The organism is Dysgonomonas massiliensis, assembly GCF_900240225.1.
Taxonomy (GTDB): Bacteria; Bacteroidota; Bacteroidia; order Bacteroidales; family Dysgonomonadaceae; genus Dysgonomonas; species Dysgonomonas massiliensis.
Genome location: NZ_OEPV01000001.1, coordinates 338,915 through 361,350, shown reverse-complemented (window position 1 = coordinate 361,350; position 22,436 = coordinate 338,915). Strand labels below are relative to the sequence as shown.

The window sequence follows — 22,436 nt, the reverse complement described above, 5'->3', positions numbered from 1 at the left end:
TAAAACAAATATTCGAAAGAAATAAAAATATTTAATGTTAAATATGAAACTTATCGAAACTAATTAAATATTCCATCAATATGCATACTAACTAAGCCCAGATGCCAAATACAAAAAGAGCCACCCTAAAAGGCGGCTCTTTCGATATCATTTAAATCTTCAAATTAGTTTTGAAAGCTAGTATCCCAACGCATCAGCTCAGACCAAGCCAAGTAATAATCTTTTTCTGTGCTGTAATAACTATCTTTCAGTTCGTAATAGATCGATAATTCTTGCAGATAACCCACTAGTGACAACTGTCCCAGATTGAATGCTTTGAGCATAAGTTCGTGATTGTTCGAAGCATTCAACACATCGTCATACTCTTTCAATAGTTTTTCCAAGCGAATTGCCTTTTCATATTCTTTTTTCAATTCGTTGCGAAACTGTAAACGTGTATCTTCGTATAGAACTGTCATAGCCACTGTTTCGGCCTTGCGCTGCTTCACTGTATTCTTTCCGCCCCACAAAGGGATAGACATTCCCACAACAAAACCACTAAAATGACCTCCCGCTTCATATGCTTTACGATACCCTGCTGATATTTTGGGCAGATTCAGCGACTTAGTCAGTTGTTCCTGCCTTCTGCTAGCTTCAATTTGCTGCGAAGCAAGCTTTATAGAAGGGTTATTAATCTCTATACTTGTATACCAATCATCGAAACTTATTGGTAAAGCCTTCGTTACGGGATAAGACACATCCGTCCATTCTACAGCTACACCTCCATTAATACGCGTTAATTCAGATGTCAAGACATCCACTTCTACTTCGCACAATTGCAAAGCTTTTTCAGCATTTATCTGGTTGATTCTAGCCTTATTTCGCTCTAATACATCTATATCGCCCGATTTAAAACGCTTTTCGGTAGCATCGAATAACTGATCAGCCACAAGCTTTCTCTCCAACAATTCGCGACACATAATTTTCTGATAGAGCAGCTCGATGCAGATTATACGGGCTTCGTTCAGAATTTCATTTCGTTGTTCCATATAGGTAAGATCAGATATCTGATCCTGATCTTTAGCCAACTTTTTCTTATGATGATAGGCTGTCGGAAAGTCGAATGTTTGTGTAACTCCTACATCATATTTATATCCTTCAGCTTTCGAATTCGTTCCCCACATGCGGCCGAACTCTACTTCGGGATTCTCCATATTTATTCCCGTATGATTACCGGCACGACTAGCCTGCCGTTGCTGATCATAAGCTTTCAGAGTTGTATTATTAGTTTCTATCTGCTGCATCACATTATCGAATCCCGATTGCGAACGAGCAACAAGCGAAGATGCGAATAGCAGTGTTATAAATATTATTTTTTTCATACGAACATCGTGTTTTAATTTTCCTTTCTATGCAATAGTTTATACATAATAGGTATAATATACATATTGAGAAGTGTAGATGTGAATAATCCACCCAAGATAACTTTTGCCATCGGGCTTTGTATTTCATTACCCGGCAAACTTCCTTGTATTGCCAACGGAATCAAAGCTAATGCCGAACAAAGAGCTGTCATCAAGATCGGATTCAACCGGTCGATAGATCCATGAATAATTGTTTCATCAACAGATTCGCCACGCGCATGCAAATCGTTATAATGCGCCATCAATAGAATACCATTACGTGTAGCAATACCAAAAAGCGAAATGAATCCAATAATAGCAGGGATGCTCAATTCGCCCGTAGTCAACCAGATAGCATACACCCCGCCAATGAGTGACAGCGGAAGATTGAGCAACACTACCGATGACTGTGTCAGACTCTTAAACTGATTGAATAACAGCATAAATATCACTAGGATAGCCAAAACAGATGTCAACATCAGTGTGCGTGATGCTGATTGTTCGCTTTCGAACTGGCCACCATATTCTATGTGATATCCTTCGGGTAATTGTACCGATTCGGCTACTTTCGACTGAATTTCATTTACAGTACTTCTTAAATCGCGCCCGGCAACATTGGCCGAAACAACAATTTTGCGTTGTACATTTTCGCGGTTGATTGTATTCGGACCCGAAGTACTGCGTATCTCGGCAATATATTCGAAAGGAACATTCTTGCCATTGGCATCAACCAAGAGATTCTTTATTTTCTCGGCTGTATCCTTATAATCATCTTTCACTTTTACGATAAGCGAAAAACTTTTATTATCCTCATAAACCTGCGAAACTTCTTCTCCGGACAGCAATACTGACACATATTCCGAAAACTCAGGTAACGTAACACCATATTTGGCCATCACTTCACGCTTCGGAATAATTGCCAATTGCGGACGTTCTACCTGCTGCTCTACATTTAAATCGGCTACACCTTCTACATCTTCAATCGAGCTTTTAATCTGATTACCGATTTGAAATAACTTGTTCAAATCACTACCAAATAGCTTTATCGCAATATTAGACTGAGTACCCGAAAGCATATGATCCAGACGATGCGATATAGGCTGGCCAATCTCGATTGAAGTACCCGGAATAGCATTCAACTTCTCGCGAATATCAGCAACTAGTTCATCTTTCGAACGATCTGCCAACATGAATGGAGCTTCTATTTCGGATACATTTACACCGAAAGAGTGTTCATCCAATTCAGCGCGCCCCGTTTTTCTTCCTACGGTCTGAATCTCAGGAATCGCAAGCAACTGTAATTCTGCTTGGCGAGCGATTTTATCCGATTCTTCCAACGATATTCCGGGTAATGTATTTAATGTTATAGTAAATGAACCTTCGTTGAATGGAGGTAAGAAGTTACGCCCTAATGTCAATGCTACAATAATAGCCGAAACCAGAAGTACTGCTGTTCCACTCAAAACGGCTTTTTGATGTTCAAGTGCCCAATGCAAACTTTTTGTGTACCAACTTTTCAGTTTCTGTACCAATTTAGGTTCATGATCACCTTTAGCACTTTGCTGTTTATAGCCTAACAGATAACTACATAATACTGGCGTAACGGTCAATGCTACAATTGTCGACGCTATCAAAGCAATGATAAATGCTATACCTAGTGGCATCAACATACGGCCTTCCATTCCACTAAGGAAAAACAAAGGAACAAAGCTGGCAATTATGATCAATGTAGAATTCAGAATCGGCATTCGTACTTCTTTCGAAGCTTCGAAAATAACATCAAGCGATCTCTGTTGCAGCTCCTTTGATTTTTTCCGATTTTCCCGTAAACGCTTAAATACATTCTCCACATCAATTACGGCATCATCCACCAGCGAACCGATAGCAATAGCCATCCCACCAAGACTCATCGTATTGATGGTCATACCCATCAGTTTGAGCGAAAGAAATGTCATCAGAAGCGATATTGGTAACGACATCAACGAGATGAAAGTCGTACGACCATTCATCAGGAATAGGAAAAGAACAATAACCACAAAGATCGAGCCTTCGACAAGTGCTTTTTCTACATTACTAATCGAACTCTGAATAAAGCGTTCCTGACGGAAAATATCAGTCGATAACTTAACATCGGCAGGTAAATTTGCCCTCAATTCTTCGATAGATGCATCTATTTTTTCTGATAATTCGATTGTACTTGTACTTGGTTGTTTTGTAACGGTTACCAATACGGCTGGTTTTCCCTTTTCGGAAGCGACTCCAAGTTTGGGACTACTGGCACCTATTTCGATATTCGAAATATCTTCCAGCGTTATCGGGCTGTTACCTTCGAGACGAATCAATGTTTTGCCCAATTTATCCAAGTCGTTAGTTTGCATGATACCGCGAACTATATATTCGTTTCCGTATTCGTAGATAACTCCCCCCGAAGCATTTCGATTCATCTCGTTAACAGCAGCCATCACCTCATCCAAAGTCACATTCAGATGACGCATGCGATTCAAATCCAACTGGATCTGATACTCTTTGATATCTCCACCTATAACCGAAACTTGAGCCACGCCACCAATCGAGAGCAATCGCGGACGGATTGTCCAATCGGCTATTGTTCGCAAATCAAGCAAACTCGTAGAATCGGCAGTTACACCAATAGTCATAACTTCGCCCAAAATAGATGATTGAGGTCCTAGAGTCGGATTTCCGACTCCTGCTGGAAGCGCTTCTCCCAAAGCGGCTAACTTTTCAGTTACGATTTGTCTTGCCAAGAAGATATCTGTACCCCAATCAAACTCTACCCAAACGACCGAAAAACCAGTTGTGGAAGACGAACGTACACGACGCACATCAGTTGCTCCATTGACAGCCGTTTCGATAGGAAAAGTTACGATACGCTCCACTTCTTCGGGAGCCATCCCTTTAGCCTCAGTCATGATAACGACTGTTGGCGCATTCAAGTCAGGGAAAACATCGACATCCATATTACGGGCGGTGTACAATCCCGCAACCAGTATGATCACGGCTGCAACCAATACCGTAAAACGGTTATGCAACGCAAAATGTATTATTTTATTCAACATAAGTCTACTCCTCCCCTATTTTAATGTGTATGTCCGTGAGGAATAGCTTCAGACAAGGATGCAAGTTTCACATGATAAGCACCTTTACTCACTACTTTGTCGCCGACAGCCAAGCCCGAAAGGATTTCGACATTCTCGCCATCGGTCGCCCCTAACTTAACTTCACGACGTGTATAATGAAAATCATCCAACTTGATGAATGCATAAAATGTACCTTGCTCTTCAACTAAAGCCGTTATCGGAACAACAATTGCATTCTCTTTCTTCTGACCGAGCAAGAATACTTCAGCAAAAGAACCCGACATCACGTTTCCAACGTTATCGAACTCGAAATTGATCGGAATAAGAAAGCTATTTTCGTTTGCCGATCGGCCGTATGAGGTAACCCGGCCATTCATTTCATCCAGCTGATGCAACTTATTGTCGTAAGCTGTTTTGAAATTAGCCGAACGAATCGTAGGCAGGCTTGTATAATATTTCTCAGAGACTTCGGCTTGAAGCTGCAGACGTCTGTTTTGTGTAACAACAATCAAGGGTTGTCCTACCTCAACATACTGTCCTTCGGTAACAAGGCATGATTTTACATAACCACTCATCGGAGCTCTGACCGATGCGCCCGAAGCTGAGTTGTTATTCTCGAATGCACGATATGAAGCTTTGGCATTCTCGTAATTCAATTTGATATCGTTGTACTCTTTCTGCGAAATAAGCATATCTTCCATCAACGTATTCGCTCTATCGTACTCTCTTTTAGCAGCTTCGTAAGCATTACGCGTACGAGCAACAATATCTCCATCGGCAATATTACGAGTCGAAATACTGATTAGCACTTCGCCATTCTGCACTTGCGTACCTTCGGTTACCGATTTTTTATTGAAAACAACAATACCGCTCACATTAGCCGACATTGTTTTTTCGTCACCCTGAGCCGAAATTATACGACCACCGGTTTTTATCACTTCGTGAAATTCGGCAGGCTGTACAGTTATTACTTCCAAGCCAACACTCTTGGCTTGTTCGGGCGACATTTCGATGTTGTTTGCATTGTGATTTTTATCATCATGATCATGGTCGTGATCGTGATCGTGGGCATTTTCCGCATCATGATCGTGAGTTTCGGATGCATGATCGTGGGCATCATGATCTGTTTTATTGTTTTTGTTGCATCCATACAGAATAACAGATGCAGACAACATAAGTAAAAAGAATATTTTTTTCATTGTTTATCATTTAATTACTGAAATATTTGAACAGATATGCAAAACATCAGACTCGTTTAGTCTAATGCAATTGCTTTGTAACAAATCGGGGGTGTAATTAAATGAAAGGAGGAGCTCTCAATCCTAGTGTAGGACTGACGTATGAGGTATAATGCGAAACTTCGTCGAAGGCAATATGCCTTACGCTTGTATTTGGCAAATCAATTTTTAATAGATCTAAAGGGATATCGTAAAACAACAATGTAATGTTGCTATCAGACACATCGGGCAAAATTTCATCTACCGACGAATGATGCTGCGGCACAATCTGTGTAAGAATACAGCTTCCTGACTCTCCTTTGCGACTGTGATGCTGAGTCTCATCGCAGGCATTTTCATCACAATCGTTATGATGCATAATCACACACAATTCGTCCCTATCGCAATGACAATGAGGTATAATTGCATGTCCTAAAATACAAAGGTTTGCAATAAGAATGCAAATTAATGCTATGATTCTGTATAGTTTCACGATGGCAAATATAGAAATTTTCCACCTAACTATTACAAAATAAGCAAACTATTATCTAGTTTTCCTTATTTGTTTTTGTGAATAAACAAAGGATGCTAAGATATCACATCTTCTGATATCATTTTCTTACCCACAATTCATTGAGCTTCAAAAAACCATCTTTGGCATAATAGATATATTCAGTTGCCATACCGCCAGCATAGGTATCACCCGAAAAGATTACATAAGCCCCAATATTCTCATTCAAGAAATCAGAATCACAAGGCAAGTACTCTTTTCCATCAGAACCTTTAATGAGAGTTATAGAACGATTGAATAATTCTATTTTTTTTGAAATAATCTGTCCTTTTACTTGTTCTAATTTCATTAGATGGCCTTGATCGTCTGATATGCAATTCGGCCATTCAATTTCAGCTTTTTCATAATCCTCGATCCTAACATCATCATTCTTATCACAGGAAAAACCTACAAAAAGCATAATTGCACTAATAAGGTATAACATTCTTTTTTTCATAGTCTATAAATATTGGTTATACTACTATGATGCTTCAAATACAAAAAATGTTGCATCACATCACCAACAATCTCATTTTTTTATCCACAATTCTGTGGGCTTCAAGAAACCACCTTCAGCGACATATATATATAGTGCAAGTGGATCAGTACCATAAGTATCACCCGAAAAGATTATATGAGCCCCGATATTTTCATCCAAGAAATCAGAATCACATGGAATATACTCTTCCCCATCGGAAGTCACAATGAGAGTAAGCGAGAAATTGCCTGAATCAATTTCTTTTGAAATGATTTGCCCTTCAACCCGTTTCAACTTCATGATATGCTGTTGATCAGCCGATATACAATTCTGCCATTCGACTTCTACTTTTTCATAACCCTTGATTCTAACATCATCATTCTTATCACAGGAAAAACCTACAAAAAGCATAATTGCACTAATAAGGTATAATATTCTTTTTTTCATAGTTTATAAATATTGGTTATACTACTATGATGCTTCAAATACAAAAAATGTTGCATCACATCACCAACAATCTCATTTTTTTATCCACAATTCTTTAAGTTTCAAGAAACCACCTTTAGCATAATAGATATAATCGGTTGCAGGATCGCCACCATAAGTATCACCCGAAAAGATAACATGAGCCCCGATATTTTCATCCAAAAAATCCGAATTACATGGATCATACTCTTCTCCATCGGCACTTACGATGAGAGTAAGCGATATATATTGATCAATTTCTTTTGAAATGATTTGCCCTTCAACTCGTTTCAACTTCTTAAGATGCTTTTGATCAGCCGATATGCAATTCTGCCATTCAACCTCTGCTTTTTCATAACCCTCGATTCTAACATCATCATTCTTATCGCAAGCAAAACCTACAAAAAGTATAATAACACTAATAAGGTATAACGTTCTTTTTTTCATAGTCAATAAATATTGGTTATACTAATATGATGCATCAAATACAAAATATGTTGCATCACCAATAAAAAACAATCAACAAAGAAAGTCCCCGCAGTAATCAAACTACGGAGACTTAGAAAATATTGAAAATTGGTTATTGGATGTTCAACTGGTTTCTTACCTTAGCGGCTTCTTCGCCGCCTGCTGTCGATTTGCGGGTACAATAATCAAATTCGGCAGATTTGTCGCCACTAAATGATTTCCACTTCAGTGTCAATTTCACGGTTTCGCCTTCTGTATCGGGTAGCTGATCAAGTCGGAATGCAACTAAACCATCGCCCCAACGACCATCAACATCGCCATGAGCATTGTGTCGGAATTCTACTTCGTACGGATTGTCCGGATTGTTGCCTAATAGTAAATTAACAAAATGAGGCTCACTATATCGATCCCATAGCGTTCTGAAACGCAATGTAAGGTAGCCATCTTCGGCAATTGTTATCCAATCGGCAACCATCTCTACTGGATCTGTGCCATACACTTTGTCATTTTCCTCGCCCAAATCAGGAGCAATCGTTTTAGTCAATATACTGTCTATCCAATTGACATGAACCGACTTGCTATACGGTCCGCTAGGGTCTTTCACAACATCATAGTTTACCAAAGCTCTCACTTCTTTATCTCCATATGGAGACTTATCCATGTTGATAGGCAATAGCGTAGTGCTATCATCTAGTTGAAGAAAGAATGTATTATCAGTTGCTGTTTTAGTTGTTACAAGTGCATTCGGAAATAATTTTGAATAACTATCATTATCGTCATCCAAACATGAATGAAATCCCAATGCGGTTACTATCACGGCTCCGAATAACACGATTTTTTTCAAATTAAATATACTGTTCATACTCTTTTAATAATTTAATTTATCTGTCTAGAAAACTGTTACATCTTTAAGATGCACATATCCGGACATTGTTGCATCTTCGAATGTTAATATATAATAAATTGAGATAGCGAATTGTTTAACAGCTTTTTTGTGTAAGTTTGTAATAAATATTAAAATTGACGTTTATGAGAATTATACCAGCCTCAGAGTTAATTATCAATGATGATGGAAGCGTATTCCACTTGCACATCAAACCTGAACAGCTATCGGACAAAATCATCATGATGGGTGATCCGAGCCGAGTTGATCTGACAGCTTCATTCTTCGACGAGATAGAATGTACAATACAGAGCCGCGAATTCCGTACAATAACCGGAAAGTACAAGGGTAAACGTATCACGGCCATATCTCATGGTATAGGCCCCGATAATATAGATATTGTTCTGACCGAACTGGACGCATTGGCAAATGTGGACTTCAAGACCCGCGAAGTAAAGAAAGATTTCAAACAACTGACTATGGTGCGCGTAGGAACATCGGGCGGATTACAGCCTCACTGCGGTATAGGATCGTATGTTGTTGCCGAAAGATCGATCGGATTTGATGGAGTTTTGAACTACTATGATGGCCGTAACAATGTAGTTGAGCTGGATTTTGAAGATGCATTCAAGAAATATGTAAACTGGAATCCGCTACACTGCTCGCCATACGTAGTAAAAGCCGATGAAGAATTGGTTCAGCGCGTAGGACACGACATGATCAAAGGTGTAACAATTTCGGCTATCGGATTCTATGGTCCTCAGGGACGATATGTGCGTATGCCGTTGGCAAATCCGGATTTGAACAGCAAAATCGAAGCTTTCAAATTTGACGGACACATGATCACCAATTACGAGATGGAAAGTGCTCCTCTGGCAGGCTTAGGCCGTTTGATGGGACACAAGGCCATGACAGTTTGTACGATTATAGCCAATCGTTTGGCAGGTGAATCGAACGCAAACTACAAAGGTTCAATCGAAGATCTGATCGAGAAAGTGCTTGATCGTATTTGATGAAAAAGCAATCGAAGATAAAAAGGATGATCAAACGTGCGATGCTGCTTTGTCTGGCATTCGCACTGATTATCTTTTTCGTCATTTGGTTTGCAAATTGGAAAGTAGAACACGATACTAAAGATTTTGTTTTCGACAATCTTGACAGCATTCCATCACAAAAAGTAGCCTTAATACCTGGTACCTCGAAATGGGCGAGAGGAGGACGCGAAAACCTCTATTTCACCAATCGTATAGATGCAGCAGTCAGATTATACAATGCCGGAAAAGCAAAGGCATTTGTTGTCAGTGGCGATAATAGACACGTTTCGTACAACGAGCCTCGCGACATGTTCAATGCTTTGGTCGAAAAGGGCGTTCCCGATAGCATTATCTATTTCGATTTTGCAGGATTGCGTACTCTGGATTCGGTCATCCGCATGAAAGAGATCTTTAGCCAAGATTCATTTATCATTGTTTCACAAAAATTCCAAAACCAACGAGCTATTTATCTGGCTCAACAATCAGGACTCGAAGTTTACGGATATAACGCTGCAGATTTAAGCTTGAACAGAATGACCCTAAAAACCAAGGTTCGAGAAAAACTCACAAGAGTGAAAGTCTTCTTAGACTTGATTACCAACAAACAGCCTAAACATTTAGGCGAGAAAATAGAAATTAAAGAATCTATTAATTAATAATAACTAATACCGATGAAAAGACTTTGCCTAATCTTATCCGTATGCTTGATCGCTATGATGGGGTATGCTCAAGACAACAACGACGAACTGTTGAAAAAACTTGTAGAAAAAGAGATTCTAACTCAGCAGGAAGCTGATGAAATAAAAAAAGAATCGACATCGAAACCACAACAATCCGACCCGGTTGACAAAATTGATCAAGCTGCCGCTAAAGTAAGAGGCATTTTCAACAACACGCCATATCTGCAAATAGGTGGTTATGGTCTGTTTATGTACAATTACAGCAATGTGAACAGAGTGAAACATGATGTACAAGCGCGAGTAGTCTATGTTTCGGCGAAAGGTGATTTAGGAAATAACATCAGATATTCTTTCTTGACCGAATTGGTAAATCCTATGATTTATGAATTTTGGGGCGAATGGTCTCCACTGAAAGAATTGAGCTTCAGATTAGGACAATTCAAAGCACCTTACTCACTAGAAAATCAGATCTCGTTAACTGATCTTGAAACCATTTATAATACTCGTTCTATATCTAGCCTGATAGGTATGAGCGATGATGTGCAAAGATACCAGAACGGGAAAAACAACTCAGGTCGTGATGCCGGATTTATGGTATCGGGATCGCTGTTTACCCTGAAAGGTCACGACTTCATCCAATATGCTGCCGGAGTTTTCCAAGGTACAGGATTGAATACGAGTGACAAGGATAATTCGAAAGACTTCTCGGCATCGTTGATGCTTCAACCGCTGAAAGGTTTCCGTATAGGAGGTAGTGTTTACTATGGTGATGCGACATATATAATGCCAGGTTCTTCAGAACTAACTAACCATACCCGTAATCGTTGGATATTGAGTGCCGATTACAAATCGGACAGATTATACGCTCGTGCGGAATGGCTTCATGGTAAAGACAGCAAAATTGATCGCGAAGGATTGTATGGGACTGTGAAATACTATGTATGTCCACAAAAAATCAGCCTTGTAGGTAAAGTAGATTATTACAACAGCGACAAAGATATTAACTCGGAAGTGATGGACTACACAGCCGGTGCTGACTACTACTTCTACAAAAACTGTCGTTTTACTGTGAACTACAGATATTCGGACTATTCGAAGAAATGGGATCAGAAAAATAGTCATTCGGTAATCGGACAACTACAATTTGTATTTTAAGAAAAGAAATGGAAATAACTAGACTTACAGCCGTTTCGGCAGATACAGTTAAAACTATAAATAGTTTGCTGCTTCAGTTGAACCCTGATTGTCAAGAAATAACATCAGAACGTTTGTCGGACATCATCAGCTCGGCAAACGCATATGTTTTCGTTGCTCAAGAAGGCGATTCAATCATTGGAATGTTAACACTTCTAATCTGCGAACTGACATCGGGTACGAGAGCTCAGATAGAAGATGTGGTGGTTGATAAAAAACACAGAGGTAAAAAAATCGGAGAAAAACTGGTTAAACAGGCTGTAGTTCAAGCTCTGCAACTAGGTATTACTAAGATTGATCTGACTTCGAGTCCTTCTCGAATCGAAGCAAATGCTTTGTATCAGAAATCGGGTTTTATGAAACGCGAAACAAATGTCTACCGATTGGATATATAATATCTCGGTGTATGAAAAAAATAAAAGGCTGCATATGAATTGCAGCCTTTTTGTTTATATCTTCAATATCTACCGAAGAGTCTTCTGTAAAAAAAATACATCAAGATAGTAGCCAATACAGGGGAGCAAAATACAGCTAGCCAATTGAGTTTTTCACCATCAGGCAAAGCTATATTGATCAGAATCATAACAAGAGTCATCACCAAATAAAAGATGATTAAATACCATTTCTTTTTCATAATGATTCGTTTTAAGGTTGGTTCCGTAAATTAATGAAAATAAACCAAATATTTAACTGTATTTATGTTAAATTATAGGAGATTACAGATTTAGGGACAAAAAAGATTTATATTAGTAGTTATAATAAGCCTAATAGATCGAAACACAAATAATCTCAATTATGAAAAGCTACAAATACTTCATATTAGCAATATTGTCAATCTTATTTGCATCAATCTTGTGTAGTTCTATCTATGCCACTCGATCTGAATCAGGAGATAAGCACATCCCTACTGTTGAAGATACTATACTGCAACAGTTGGGAGGTAAACTTTATTTTAGATGGGAAAACAAAGTACCAGTTGATCCGATTACCGTATTAGAAGCTTACCACCACTGCGACAAAGAGTATGGAAAATATTCGCAATATAAATTCATTATACATAGCAACAACACACCTTTTCATAAGCCATTTACCCCTCAGGCTTTAGATAAGACTTATAAAACGTATTTCGATAAAAACAAAGAGCATTCGGATTTCTATGTTGAAAACTATAATACGTATTATAATCAGCAAATAGAAAAGTACAAAAATAATATTGACACCGTAAAAGTCGATTCTATTATTAAGAAATATACGGGGTATTGGATTTATCTGTCAAGATATAAGGGTAAATTCTATCTTGATGACCACTGGGCATGGTTGTCTTCTTTTCATATTTCGGACAGCATATTAACAGAACATTATATGGATGGTCCCGCACCTTTTTTCATTCGTTGTTTCGAAGTTAATAAAAATGGAGATTTCCGCTTGAATGACGAACATTATGAGTTAGTTGATGATAATTTATGCGTTTACAAAAGTTTGCATGGGAGTTATATCGTTCCTGCCAGGAATGCTAATAAATTTGAAATCATAGAATATGCAAACAATACAGGAGATCTGATCGCCTCCGGTTATTGTGATATCGATTGAATAACAATATAGAATACGCCTAAACATATGAAACGAATTTGCTCCTTAATCATTATAATTACTTTCGCTATCTCATCCAAGGCTACAGAATGTGTAGATTATGTGTATCAAGGAGAGTACATAAATATGTACTTGTGCCAGAATTATTCGAGCTATAAAACTTGTACGGCATTACTCCTTGAAGGGAGAGCTAAATTTTTAAATTATTATATCAAAGAAAAGATTGACAAAGGAGAGTTGCAAAACAAAAAGCTGGAACTAGCTTTATACCAAGTCAATATAGTTTATCCACGCTTGGAAATAACACAAGGAAAAAATGGGTATTTCGTAGATATAAGCCGTTACCCTACTATTGAAGAGCTGATTACGATAATTGACTATTTCACGATCAAAGACTGGAAATCATTCTCAGCCGGCGACTTTAAGGATGTTGATGTAGATGAACAAATGCAGTATTTTTTTAATCGGCAAAACACCAGAGATATCAAAAGACCAAAACATCAACCTATTATGGTTTGGCAATCGGGTAAGGTATCTTTAGCATATCACGTAGAAGATGATCGGTTATATTATTATCTTAACGGCAAACTAATCTCAGATATTGAAGCGAATCTATCTTTACCGGTTGAGATGAATGAGCGTGTTATTTTTTTCGAAGAGAGCCGAATAAGCATTTTCGAGGATGATCATATTATCAAGCAGTTCGCAACTCCCGTCAGATATGAGGATTATCGAGTAAAGATATATAATGATTGGATAAATATATTTCAGGGAGGTTCTGAGGAATGGGGATACAGCTACTCATACTCTAAGAACAGATTTTACGTTAACAATATGGATAAGTAAATTCGGTATAACTCGACAAAACCATACATTTATGAAGAAAATCGAATTGAAAGATACCCAATGGGAAGACTTAGATGATCTGCTACTGGAAATTGAAGATAAATTCAATTTCCATTTCGATGACTATGAGCTTGAAAACATAGCAGATTTCGACGAACTTGTTTCGCTGATCATGAGTAAAATAGATGGAGAGGATGATACCTTGTGTACTTCTTTGCTGGCTTTTTACAAAATAAAGAGCGTAATCAGAGAAGCCGGATTATATGATCCGTCGAAACTATGTCCATCAACAAAATTGAAAGATATATTTCCTAAGAAAAGCCGCCGTAGACTAGTTAACACTTTCAATCGAGGTATTGGTGCAAAATTAGAGATACTTGAGCCTAATCGCATCATCTTATATTTTTGCTGCATTCTGCTTATTCTTTCTATTGTAGGATTGTTCTTCTACTTCAAATTAGCAATCGCAGGAATTGCAATTTCGATCATGGGCGTTAAATGTCTTTATGCTTTTACCAAAAAACTAAAATACGATACTATTCGGGATATGATCAATGGCAACCTATGTGTTAATTATCTAACATTCCGACAAAATAAGACTACAATCAACAGAAAAGAGCTCAGAAAACTATTCTACGATTTCTTTTCAACGAATCTGGCTCTCGACCAAGACGAATTACGCAGAGTTTCATTCAGATAACAACAATGGCAAAACAAAAGAAGAAAAAGGAAGAAGAATCTCTACTGACTAAGACTGAGAAGAAATACGTAAAGAAGCATGATAACAAACTCTATAGCGCCTTTATTATACTGGGTGTTATAGGGGTGTTATATCACTTCTTTATTGAGCCTACAACCATTGGCGGGGATTGGAGATACAGCGTATTCGTTTTTGCTATCCCTACCCTACTGGGAATTATTGCATGGGGAATATACAGCAAAGAATATATTAGACTGGTAGCTATAGATTACAAAGGTTTTGGTGCCAAAACGATATTAGTTTGTTTCCTCTTGGTAGAAGGGCTCATACTCTCCTATCTCAGCTTAGGATCGGCAGCCAACATTGCGTGGAACACTATCAACCAGATTGAAGCAGACAATAACGGTATTTCGACGCAAGAGTATGACATTACAAGGCTGACAAAAGGAAAAAGAAGTAGACGCTATATTTATTTCAAATTCGATGAAAATAATGAGGAACAGTTAAGAATCAGCTCATCAACATATTGTACATACATAGACGAAGATATTTCGAAATACAAATTAAACATCAAGCAGAAAGAAGGAATATGGGGCTATTATATTGTCGATTCGTTTTCGATAGTCAGAAAATGAAATAACTATTTACCTTCTGAATTTAGAATAAGACTCACTGAAAAAAAGTATTGCCGCTATGTATTCTAAACCATACTTGAACAATGGGGGTTATTCTAAAAATTGCTTAATGTCATAGTTACCTATTGTTTCAGTTAATTCTCGTGCACTAATTCCATAATTATTTTTTATATCTAAATCAGCATTCGCAGCAATAAGAATCTTTATAACCTCTCCACGACCTCTAGAATTAAATATTGCCTCAGATATAACCGTATTTCCATTATTATCTTGAGCATTTACATCAGCATGATGTTTAAGAAGTAACTCTATAGATAATGGATCATGGGCAATCGTTGCAAAATGCAATGGAGTTAGACCATTATGGTCTTTCAGATTAACATCCCCTCCAAAATCAAGAATTATTTTTAATGCCTCAATATTATTCCCATTAATTGAATAATATATTAAAGTTCTTCCATCTTCATCCTGTTCATCAACATTGAGGAGACTACCTAAGCATCTTTTCAGGTTCTCATTATCATTTTTTCGAATGAAACTAATAGCTTCTATAAATTGCTCATTGTTTTTAATCTTTCTTTTCATACTTATGACTTCTATTTGAGGATCTTGATTCAATTTGATACAAATTAGGATCATTTCCCATTTTAATAAAGTTTTTTCTATATATTGCCATTGGTTACCTGTTAAGTCGGTTGGATAAATTTAAGTTTTTGATATCCTTAAATTTACGAATAAAATACAATTTAGACGACTGATAACCAATTTATTCTATGTTAATTCAATAAAATTAGAAACAGGCTCATTGTCTTTATTCATTGATTTAACGGAGCCAATCAAAACGTAGCAAGTTTATCTATACTAGAAAAGCTATGGCAAAATTTAGTAAGAAACTTGCAGATGTAATTATCCAACTTCATTATATCAGGCTATCATATCATAACCAGTAGTACTGAGGATCCAATTATGAAAGCAAAAAAGAATTTAATGTGTACCTATCAGGTATCTGAACAAGATTTATTTATAAAAGATATAAAACAATCTGACTTAAACGGAATAGTAGTCTCCGGCACAAATGGCTACGAAACTTCAGCTATCTATTTAAGGCTAATAAAGATTACAACTATAACATTCAAATAATATAAATATAACAGTAAGTACAAGCAAGCGAAAAGGCTGAAAAAAAACTACAAGTCATGAAACTTGTAGTTTTATCAGTTTATATAAAATCTGGGACAGCTGAGAAGACACTACCATATTTGATGGGGATCTAATGGGGCTTTTCCTCCACCTCCTTCTTTATATGAAGGTATTGTCAAATGTGCCATAAGATAAATTCCACGAGAATCTTGTGCTGAACAAGCTACTCTTAACTCTTTATTTTCATCTATCCTTACGATGTAAGCATACTGAGGTAGATTCATGTGCGTTTCCCCTGGTCTTTCTTGTATTATAATTCCGTTTTCAACATACCAATGAATATCTCGACCCATTCCATAGTTAAGAACACATTTCAACTCATAAACATATTCGTCTTCCCACATATAACTATCCCCTTGTACAATCCAAATGTCATCTATATACGATCTATTTGAATAATTTGGTTGTTGTGAATATGAGTTTGGATAAACAAAGAAGATAATAATCAGCATTAACAAATAAAAACCTTTCTTTTTCATAATCGTATTATATTAGTTATTAATAGATTGACTTTTAAAAATACATATTATTTATTAAAAAGTACTATCAAACATTATGCTTAACGGCATGTTTCGATTTAATATTGTCCAAAGAATTTATTTGCAATTCTTTCATTTTACTGTGTTGGAGGCGAAAAAGACATAGATGATACAAAGTAATATTATTTGATTAGTTAAACATCCAAGACTAGTCTTTTGCTTCGAATATCACAGGAATCGTCCAAGGGATATTAACTTTCTTTCCTCGGCGAATTATAACTTGCCATTGAGGAATTGATTTTATGACTCTGATAGCTTCCCTATCGTATTCATCATTATAACCTTTAAGTATAGACACATCCGTTATTATTCCATTTTCGTCAACATCATTTATTCTTGTGATAATACGGATTTTCGTACCTACTGGTTTTACATTATCATAATTTATGCTTGATTGGACATAATCAACCAATATTTTCCAATTATCTGTATTTGCATATATCGAAGTTTTAATCGTATTATGATATTCCTCTATATTTTTCAATATTCCTTTCTTAAATATAAAATCTGTTTCATACTCATAGAAACCTCCCCAGTCCTCATGAACATATATTTGATTATTCCGTAGATTCGTCAAACTTCCAGTGTACCAATAGACAAATATATCCTTCTCCTGATCGAATAATGGACTTATATCCATCTCCAGATTATCTCTCCCGCACACCTTCTTCAAAAACAGACTATCATTTCTTATTTCCATCACAGCACGATATCCGCGCCAGCACGCTGTTGTGCCCATCAATAAATCTTTATTTTTTTCATAAAAGGTATCTTTCGCTGGTGATTCCCACAAATAATCATCCAATATGAAATAATATACCGTAAGAGTATCTCCTTTATAAATCAGCCAATCACCCATTTGCTTAGTTGCATAAGACAACGAAAATGATAAGGTCAACAAACATGTGACAAGTATTTTTTTCATAGTTTTCGTTATTTTTCTTAGTAGAGGAAAAAGTAATAAATATTCCATAAAAGAGCAACTTAATCATTGTCATCTTTCACTGATTTAACGGAGTCAATCAAAACACAGTAAGTTTATCTATACAAAAAAAGCTATGGCAAAATTTAGTAAGAAACTTGCAGATGTAATCATCGAATTGATAGAAAAAGACATGACAGTGACAGAAGTTTGCAATGCAGTAGGAATAGCACGTAAAACTTTCTACGAATGGAAAAACGACAAACCCGAGTTTGCACGAATGGTCGACGAAGCTCAGGACAGATGTTATGACGAATTGATCACATTGGCTAGACGAACCTTGCGCGATCGGATCGAAGGTTATACCGTCGAAGAAACGACATATACTTACGAGCCCTGATCGTACGACGAAAACGAAATGATTCTGAAGAAAAAAGTTGTAAAGCAGAAACGCAAGGAAGCAACTGTCAGAGAACTGAATATGCTGATCGAGAAGACTCGGGATAAAAAGGAAAAACAACATCTGCCGAATCTGGATAATACACAGAAAAAAGGTCTGATCTATCCTCGAAATAGCGAAGAAGCCATTATCTTATTCCGATTCTATCAGCAACTTGAAAAACAAACAACGATTTCGGATAAAAAAGCGACTAGCTAATAGTTGTACACAAGTGTTACTTTTTAACATACCGATAACCTAGCATCTGTTAATAGTGTACACAAAGGACAACGATAGGCCAAACAAATATTGTCAGCCACTCATATAATTCGTACATTTGTATGTATAATTTCATATAAATTTACCAATATGCAAGACAATAACATTATTGCTGCCATATCAACAGCTCCGGGTGTAGGAGGAATTGCCGTAATCCGTGTTTCGGGAAAAGGCTCTATAGAACTGGTCGACAAAGTATTCAAATCGGCATCGGGCAAAATACTTGCTGCTCAGAAAGCTAATACAATACATTTCGGCTGTATCATGAAGGACGACGAGATACTTGACGAAGTACTTGTATCAATCTTCCGTGCTCCCCACTCTTTCACCGGCGAAGATAGCATCGAGATATCTTGTCACGGATCGCTGTATATTCAGCAGAATATCTTGCAGGTGCTGATTGCTCAGGGTGCAACGCTGGCTCGTGCCGGAGAGTTTACCCAACGTGCATTCATCAATGGTAAAATGGACTTATCGCAAGCCGAATCGGTTGCCGATCTTATTGCATCAGACTCGGCTGCAACACACCGCCTGGCCATCAATCAGATGCGCGGAGGCATATCAAATAAACTGATCGAGCTTCGCACTCAGCTTCTGAACTTCACATCGCTAATCGAACTCGAGCTTGATTTTTCGGAAGAGGATGTCGAATTTGCCAATCGCGATAACTTGAAAGAGCTTGCACAAACAATCGAAGCACATATTCGTGAGCTGTCCGATTCTTTTCAGTTGGGTAATGCCGTCAAGACGGGTATTCCGGTAGCTATCATTGGCGAGACCAATGCGGGAAAGTCTACCCTACTCAACATCTTGCTCCATGAAGAGAAAGCTATTGTCTCGGATATCCACGGTACGACTCGTGACGTGATCGAAGACACCATCAATATCGAAGGAATTACTTTCCGATTCATCGATACGGCAGGTATTCGCGATACGATGGATGAGATCGAAAGCATTGGTATCGAACGAACGTTCAAAAAGCTTCAGCAGGCAAGTATTGTATTGTGGATCATAGACACTAGTGTTTCAGATAGCCATATCGAAGATCTTTCGAAGAAGATCATTCCTCATATCAAAGATCAGAAGGTTATACTGGTCTTCAATAAGGTTGATATCGTAGGCTGTGGCGTTGTAATGAACAATAAGCGAACAATACTTCAGGATATATTCCCTGATCGTATTTTTATTTCGGCTAAATATGACGAAGGTTTAACGGAACTTCAAAACAGACTGATAGAAGCTGCTAATATCCCGAAATTCGGAGAGCAGGATGTTATCATTACGAACTTACGTCATTACGAAGCTTTGCAGAATGCATTAGCTGCTATCGAACGTGTTTCGGAAGGATTAGAACTTCAAATATCGGGTGATTTCTTGTCGCAAGATATCAGAGAGTGTTTACATTATCTTGGTGAAATTACCGGACAGATTTCTACGGATGAAATTCTTGGAAATATATTCAGCAAGTTTTGTATCGGAAAATAATGGATCTAAAGATCAAATTATCCCAACGTATCAGTAAAAACGATATCTATGAGATAGTACATCTTACTCAAGGAAATACCGCAAGAGAACAAGAACTATATAGCTTGCTTTTTGATGCGAATGATAGAGTATCGTATAATGCTGCTTGGATTCTGACACATTTTTCTGAAAAAGAAAACGAGTGGTTATATAGCAAGCAAACTCAATTGATTGACCAAGTTTTGACTTGCAATTACATCGGGAAACGCAGACTAATACTTGCTATTATTTATAAACAGCCCTTAGCAAATCCTCCACGAGTCGATTTCCTAGACTTTTGTTTGAAGCGAATGATTTCGAAAGCAGAGCCATATGGTACACGGACGCTTTGTATGAAACTAGCATATGAACTTTGCCGTTCTATTCCTGAACTGAAGCAAGAATTACTGATTACACTCGAGATGATGGAAGGTGAATTATCGTCAGCAATACAAGTAACTAAAAAGCATATACTAAAAGCTATAAAAAAGAAAGAGTTTATAAATAATAATAATATGATCTATTGCAATAGTTATCTTCTACCTAAAAACTGCCAAAATGAGTAAAGCTAGATTTAATATCCGTACAGCAACATTGATTGATATTCCAGAGCTAAACCAGCTATATCAAGGAACTGTTTTACATATCAATCGAAAAGATTATAGTACCGAGGAGGTTGAAGATTGGGCTTCGTGCGGCAACGATCTTAAACATTGGGCAGAATTAATTAATCAATTGTATTTTATCGTTGCTGAAAACGATGAATTGCAAATAGTAGGATTTGCATCCATTAGCCATGATGGATATTTACATTCAATGTTTATTCACAAAGATCATCAAAGGCAAGGAATAGCTTCATTGCTCTATCAGAATATTGAGGATTTCTCTTACAGAAATAATATTCAATCAATTACCTCAGAAGTGAGTATAACAGCCAAATATTTTTTTGAGAAACAAGGATTCAAAGTGGATGAAAAGCAAATGAGATAGGCAAACAAGCTATGTTTGAGGAATTACAAGATGAGTAAAAAGCTTCGATAACTTTGATTATAAAGGTACTATCTTGAATTTTGGCTTGTTTTTTTGATTACGAGGATTCATTTCACTTACAATTTTAGTGAATTTTCTAGTATTTTTCCGTAACTTCGAGTGAAGCTGTGCATATATCTAATTGATTACCAACCTCAAAAAACACGATCTCCCATTTGACAATGAACAGCTTACCCTGTCTGTGATATTAATACAACACGGGTTTAATAATATTTTGATTATAATTTCATGAAATAAAAGTAATGCTCATGAAAAAGGACTACTTTGTAATAATACTAGGAGCAATTTTGCTGAATGTTCTATTGTTCACTTCGTGTAATCAAGCACAAAATGACAGTAGAGAAAATGGCTGGTACAACATTCAAGACAATAAGAAAGACAGTATATCTATAGAGCCTATTGTTACCGTAAAAGATTTTGTAGCTCTAAAATTAGATTCTATCGAAATAGACGGGAAACCGTTTTACGAAATAGACGGAAAAATAAGCAAACACAAACTAATCAAATGGAATGATGCTACGAAAAAAGCCATTGGCAAGCGAATAGGCTTTGTTTATAACAACGAGGTGGTTAACTGTCCGCAGATAAACATGCGATTGGAAAGTGCTAATTTCTCTATATCGAATCGCGCTTATGATATAAGAAAGCTATTTTATAATATCCGGCAAGAAAAGGTGGATTCCATTGAAAGTTTATTCCAAGATTGAGATAGAAATTCTCAGTCTTATTCTCTTCTTAAAAATGAAATAGATTCCATTATTATGGAAATTGATTATTGGGAAGCATCTGAGTTGAAAGATATAGTAACGAATCCGCTTGACTATTACTGGTATGGGGAACTAAATACTGTTGAATATAAAAATCTTGAAGAAGCACTGAGGGAAGAATTGCAGAGACCAAACTTGAGTAGCCATTCTGAAGACTACATGAAATCAACAGCATATCAGAACTATAAAGACTATATTTACGAAAATCCCGATTATATCAATTTGATGTTTCAAGGCTTCCTGTTCAGCGAAAGCCCAAAAGGATTGTATGGGTATCTGATAGACGATATTATAAAAAACAAATATCCTCAAGCGCCGACCATCAGGGAGTATGTAGAAAAGACAGACAACAGGGACGATGAGCAATTTGCCGTCCTTCATTGGCAGAAACGCATCTGGAAATTAATGAATCAAAAGAAAAATGATTCCGAGTAAAAATAAATATCAACAATATAATATCGACCTCATAGAATAGCATCTTTGTTCTATCTAAATATTCGAATGAAGCTGATATAAA

General features: G+C 37.1%; 28 protein-coding genes. 15 read left to right on the top strand and 13 right to left on the bottom strand.

What is annotated here, in order from left to right; translation table 11 throughout:
• Positions 1 to 164 precede the first annotated feature (164 nt).
• The 8 genes from C1A06_RS01800 to C1A06_RS01765 form a co-directional block, all read right to left on the bottom strand.
• Positions 165 to 1,361, bottom strand: a complete 1,197-nt coding sequence (locus C1A06_RS01800; protein ID WP_101688503.1) for a TolC family protein — start codon at positions 1,359 to 1,361, stop codon at positions 165 to 167.
• A 14-nt stretch (positions 1,362 to 1,375) separates the two neighbouring features.
• A complete protein-coding gene (locus tag C1A06_RS01795; protein WP_101688502.1) occupies positions 1,376 to 4,459 on the bottom strand; it encodes an efflux RND transporter permease subunit in 3,084 nt (1,027 codons plus the stop codon).
• Positions 4,460 to 4,479: 20 nt separating this feature from the next.
• Complete coding sequence (locus C1A06_RS01790; RefSeq protein WP_101688501.1) at positions 4,480 to 5,679, bottom strand: efflux RND transporter periplasmic adaptor subunit; 1,200 nt, start codon at positions 5,677 to 5,679, stop codon at positions 4,480 to 4,482.
• Positions 5,680 to 5,776: 97 nt separating this feature from the next.
• Positions 5,777 to 6,190 (bottom strand): DUF6769 family protein, encoded by a 414-nt coding sequence (locus tag C1A06_RS01785; RefSeq protein ID WP_145996321.1) that lies wholly within the window; start codon positions 6,188 to 6,190, stop codon positions 5,777 to 5,779.
• Between the two features lie 118 nt (positions 6,191 to 6,308).
• A complete protein-coding gene (locus C1A06_RS01780) occupies positions 6,309 to 6,704 on the bottom strand; it encodes a hypothetical protein (protein WP_101688499.1) in 396 nt (131 codons plus the stop codon).
• Between the two features lie 72 nt (positions 6,705 to 6,776).
• A complete protein-coding gene (locus C1A06_RS01775; protein ID WP_101688498.1) occupies positions 6,777 to 7,172 on the bottom strand; it encodes a hypothetical protein in 396 nt (131 codons plus the stop codon).
• Between the two features lie 72 nt (positions 7,173 to 7,244).
• On the bottom strand, positions 7,245 to 7,637 hold the full coding sequence (locus C1A06_RS01770) for an ATP synthase subunit B family protein (protein ID WP_101688497.1): 393 nt from the start codon (positions 7,635 to 7,637) through the stop codon (positions 7,245 to 7,247).
• A 133-nt stretch (positions 7,638 to 7,770) separates the two neighbouring features.
• Positions 7,771 to 8,520: a NigD1/NigD2 family lipoprotein gene (locus tag C1A06_RS01765; protein ID WP_101688496.1), complete on the bottom strand. Its 750-nt coding sequence runs from the start codon at positions 8,518 to 8,520 to the stop codon at positions 7,771 to 7,773.
• Between the two features lie 167 nt (positions 8,521 to 8,687).
• Here C1A06_RS01765 and C1A06_RS01760 point away from each other — a divergent pair, with 167 nt between their 5' ends.
• Genes C1A06_RS01760 through C1A06_RS01745 form a run of 4 tightly spaced genes read left to right on the top strand, consistent with a single transcriptional unit; the run spans position 8,688 to position 11,844 of the window.
• Positions 8,688 to 9,554 carry a nucleoside phosphorylase gene (locus C1A06_RS01760; RefSeq protein WP_101688495.1) on the top strand — a complete coding sequence of 289 codons (867 nt, stop codon included), beginning with the start codon at positions 8,688 to 8,690 and terminating at the stop codon, positions 9,552 to 9,554.
• 26 nt (positions 9,555 to 9,580) lie between these two features.
• Positions 9,581 to 10,231, top strand: coding sequence for a SanA/YdcF family protein (locus C1A06_RS01755; RefSeq protein WP_370738359.1), 651 nt, complete (start codon positions 9,581 to 9,583; stop codon positions 10,229 to 10,231).
• Between the two features lie 15 nt (positions 10,232 to 10,246).
• Positions 10,247 to 11,410, top strand: a complete 1,164-nt coding sequence (locus C1A06_RS01750; protein WP_101688493.1) for a porin — start codon at positions 10,247 to 10,249, stop codon at positions 11,408 to 11,410.
• Between the two features lie 8 nt (positions 11,411 to 11,418).
• Complete coding sequence (locus C1A06_RS01745) at positions 11,419 to 11,844, top strand: GNAT family N-acetyltransferase (RefSeq protein ID WP_101688492.1); 426 nt, start codon at positions 11,419 to 11,421, stop codon at positions 11,842 to 11,844.
• Positions 11,845 to 11,906: 62 nt separating this feature from the next.
• Here C1A06_RS01745 and C1A06_RS15035 read toward each other — a convergent pair whose 3' ends face one another.
• Entirely contained in the window at positions 11,907 to 12,083 is a 177-nt protein-coding gene (locus tag C1A06_RS15035) for a hypothetical protein (protein ID WP_159461369.1), read from the bottom strand.
• Between the two features lie 161 nt (positions 12,084 to 12,244).
• Between C1A06_RS15035 and C1A06_RS01740 the strand changes: the two genes are divergently transcribed.
• Genes C1A06_RS01740 through C1A06_RS01725 form a run of 4 tightly spaced genes read left to right on the top strand, consistent with a single transcriptional unit; the run spans position 12,245 to position 15,220 of the window.
• Complete coding sequence (locus C1A06_RS01740) at positions 12,245 to 13,039, top strand: hypothetical protein (RefSeq protein WP_101688491.1); 795 nt, start codon at positions 12,245 to 12,247, stop codon at positions 13,037 to 13,039.
• A gap of 27 nt (positions 13,040 to 13,066) precedes the next feature.
• Positions 13,067 to 13,885, top strand: coding sequence for a hypothetical protein (locus C1A06_RS01735; protein WP_145996320.1), 819 nt, complete (start codon positions 13,067 to 13,069; stop codon positions 13,883 to 13,885).
• Positions 13,886 to 13,916: 31 nt separating this feature from the next.
• On the top strand, positions 13,917 to 14,585 hold the full coding sequence (locus C1A06_RS01730; protein ID WP_101688489.1) for a hypothetical protein: 669 nt from the start codon (positions 13,917 to 13,919) through the stop codon (positions 14,583 to 14,585).
• A gap of 5 nt (positions 14,586 to 14,590) precedes the next feature.
• Entirely contained in the window at positions 14,591 to 15,220 is a 630-nt protein-coding gene (locus tag C1A06_RS01725) for a hypothetical protein (protein WP_101688488.1), read from the top strand.
• A 90-nt stretch (positions 15,221 to 15,310) separates the two neighbouring features.
• On the opposite strand, the gene C1A06_RS01720 is transcribed toward C1A06_RS01725, so the two are convergent.
• From C1A06_RS01720 to C1A06_RS01710, 4 genes are all read right to left on the bottom strand, one after another.
• Complete coding sequence (locus C1A06_RS01720) at positions 15,311 to 15,805, bottom strand: ankyrin repeat domain-containing protein (protein ID WP_159461368.1); 495 nt, start codon at positions 15,803 to 15,805, stop codon at positions 15,311 to 15,313.
• Positions 15,789 to 15,866 carry a GH-E family nuclease gene (locus tag C1A06_RS15335; RefSeq protein ID WP_370738358.1) on the bottom strand — a complete coding sequence of 26 codons (78 nt, stop codon included), beginning with the start codon at positions 15,864 to 15,866 and terminating at the stop codon, positions 15,789 to 15,791. The genes C1A06_RS01720 and C1A06_RS15335 overlap by 17 nt, the downstream gene beginning before the upstream one ends.
• A 604-nt stretch (positions 15,867 to 16,470) precedes the next feature.
• Entirely contained in the window at positions 16,471 to 16,872 is a 402-nt protein-coding gene (locus C1A06_RS01715) for a hypothetical protein (RefSeq protein ID WP_145996318.1), read from the bottom strand.
• Between the two features lie 235 nt (positions 16,873 to 17,107).
• Complete coding sequence (locus C1A06_RS01710; RefSeq protein ID WP_101688485.1) at positions 17,108 to 17,884, bottom strand: energy transducer TonB family protein; 777 nt, start codon at positions 17,882 to 17,884, stop codon at positions 17,108 to 17,110.
• 133 nt (positions 17,885 to 18,017) lie between these two features.
• Between C1A06_RS01710 and C1A06_RS01705 the strand changes: the two genes are divergently transcribed.
• From C1A06_RS01705 to C1A06_RS01675, 7 genes are all read left to right on the top strand, one after another.
• Positions 18,018 to 18,281, top strand: a complete 264-nt coding sequence (locus C1A06_RS01705; RefSeq protein ID WP_101688484.1) for a phBC6A51 family helix-turn-helix protein — start codon at positions 18,018 to 18,020, stop codon at positions 18,279 to 18,281.
• 18 nt (positions 18,282 to 18,299) lie between these two features.
• Complete coding sequence (locus tag C1A06_RS01700) at positions 18,300 to 18,539, top strand: hypothetical protein (protein ID WP_101688483.1); 240 nt, start codon at positions 18,300 to 18,302, stop codon at positions 18,537 to 18,539.
• 150 nt (positions 18,540 to 18,689) lie between these two features.
• Positions 18,690 to 20,084, top strand: coding sequence for a tRNA uridine-5-carboxymethylaminomethyl(34) synthesis GTPase MnmE (gene mnmE, locus C1A06_RS01695; protein WP_101688482.1), 1,395 nt, complete (start codon positions 18,690 to 18,692; stop codon positions 20,082 to 20,084).
• Entirely contained in the window at positions 20,084 to 20,668 is a 585-nt protein-coding gene (locus C1A06_RS01690; protein ID WP_101688481.1) for a HEAT-like fold family protein, read from the top strand. The genes mnmE and C1A06_RS01690 overlap by 1 nt, the downstream gene beginning before the upstream one ends.
• Entirely contained in the window at positions 20,661 to 21,092 is a 432-nt protein-coding gene (locus C1A06_RS01685) for a GNAT family N-acetyltransferase (protein WP_101688480.1), read from the top strand. Before C1A06_RS01690 ends, C1A06_RS01685 begins: the two co-directional genes overlap by 8 nt.
• A gap of 308 nt (positions 21,093 to 21,400) precedes the next feature.
• On the top strand, positions 21,401 to 21,859 hold the full coding sequence (locus C1A06_RS01680) for a SecDF P1 head subdomain-containing protein (protein WP_101688479.1): 459 nt from the start codon (positions 21,401 to 21,403) through the stop codon (positions 21,857 to 21,859).
• Between the two features lie 54 nt (positions 21,860 to 21,913).
• Complete coding sequence (locus C1A06_RS01675) at positions 21,914 to 22,354, top strand: hypothetical protein (RefSeq protein WP_101688478.1); 441 nt, start codon at positions 21,914 to 21,916, stop codon at positions 22,352 to 22,354.
• Positions 22,355 to 22,436: the final 82 nt, after the last annotated feature.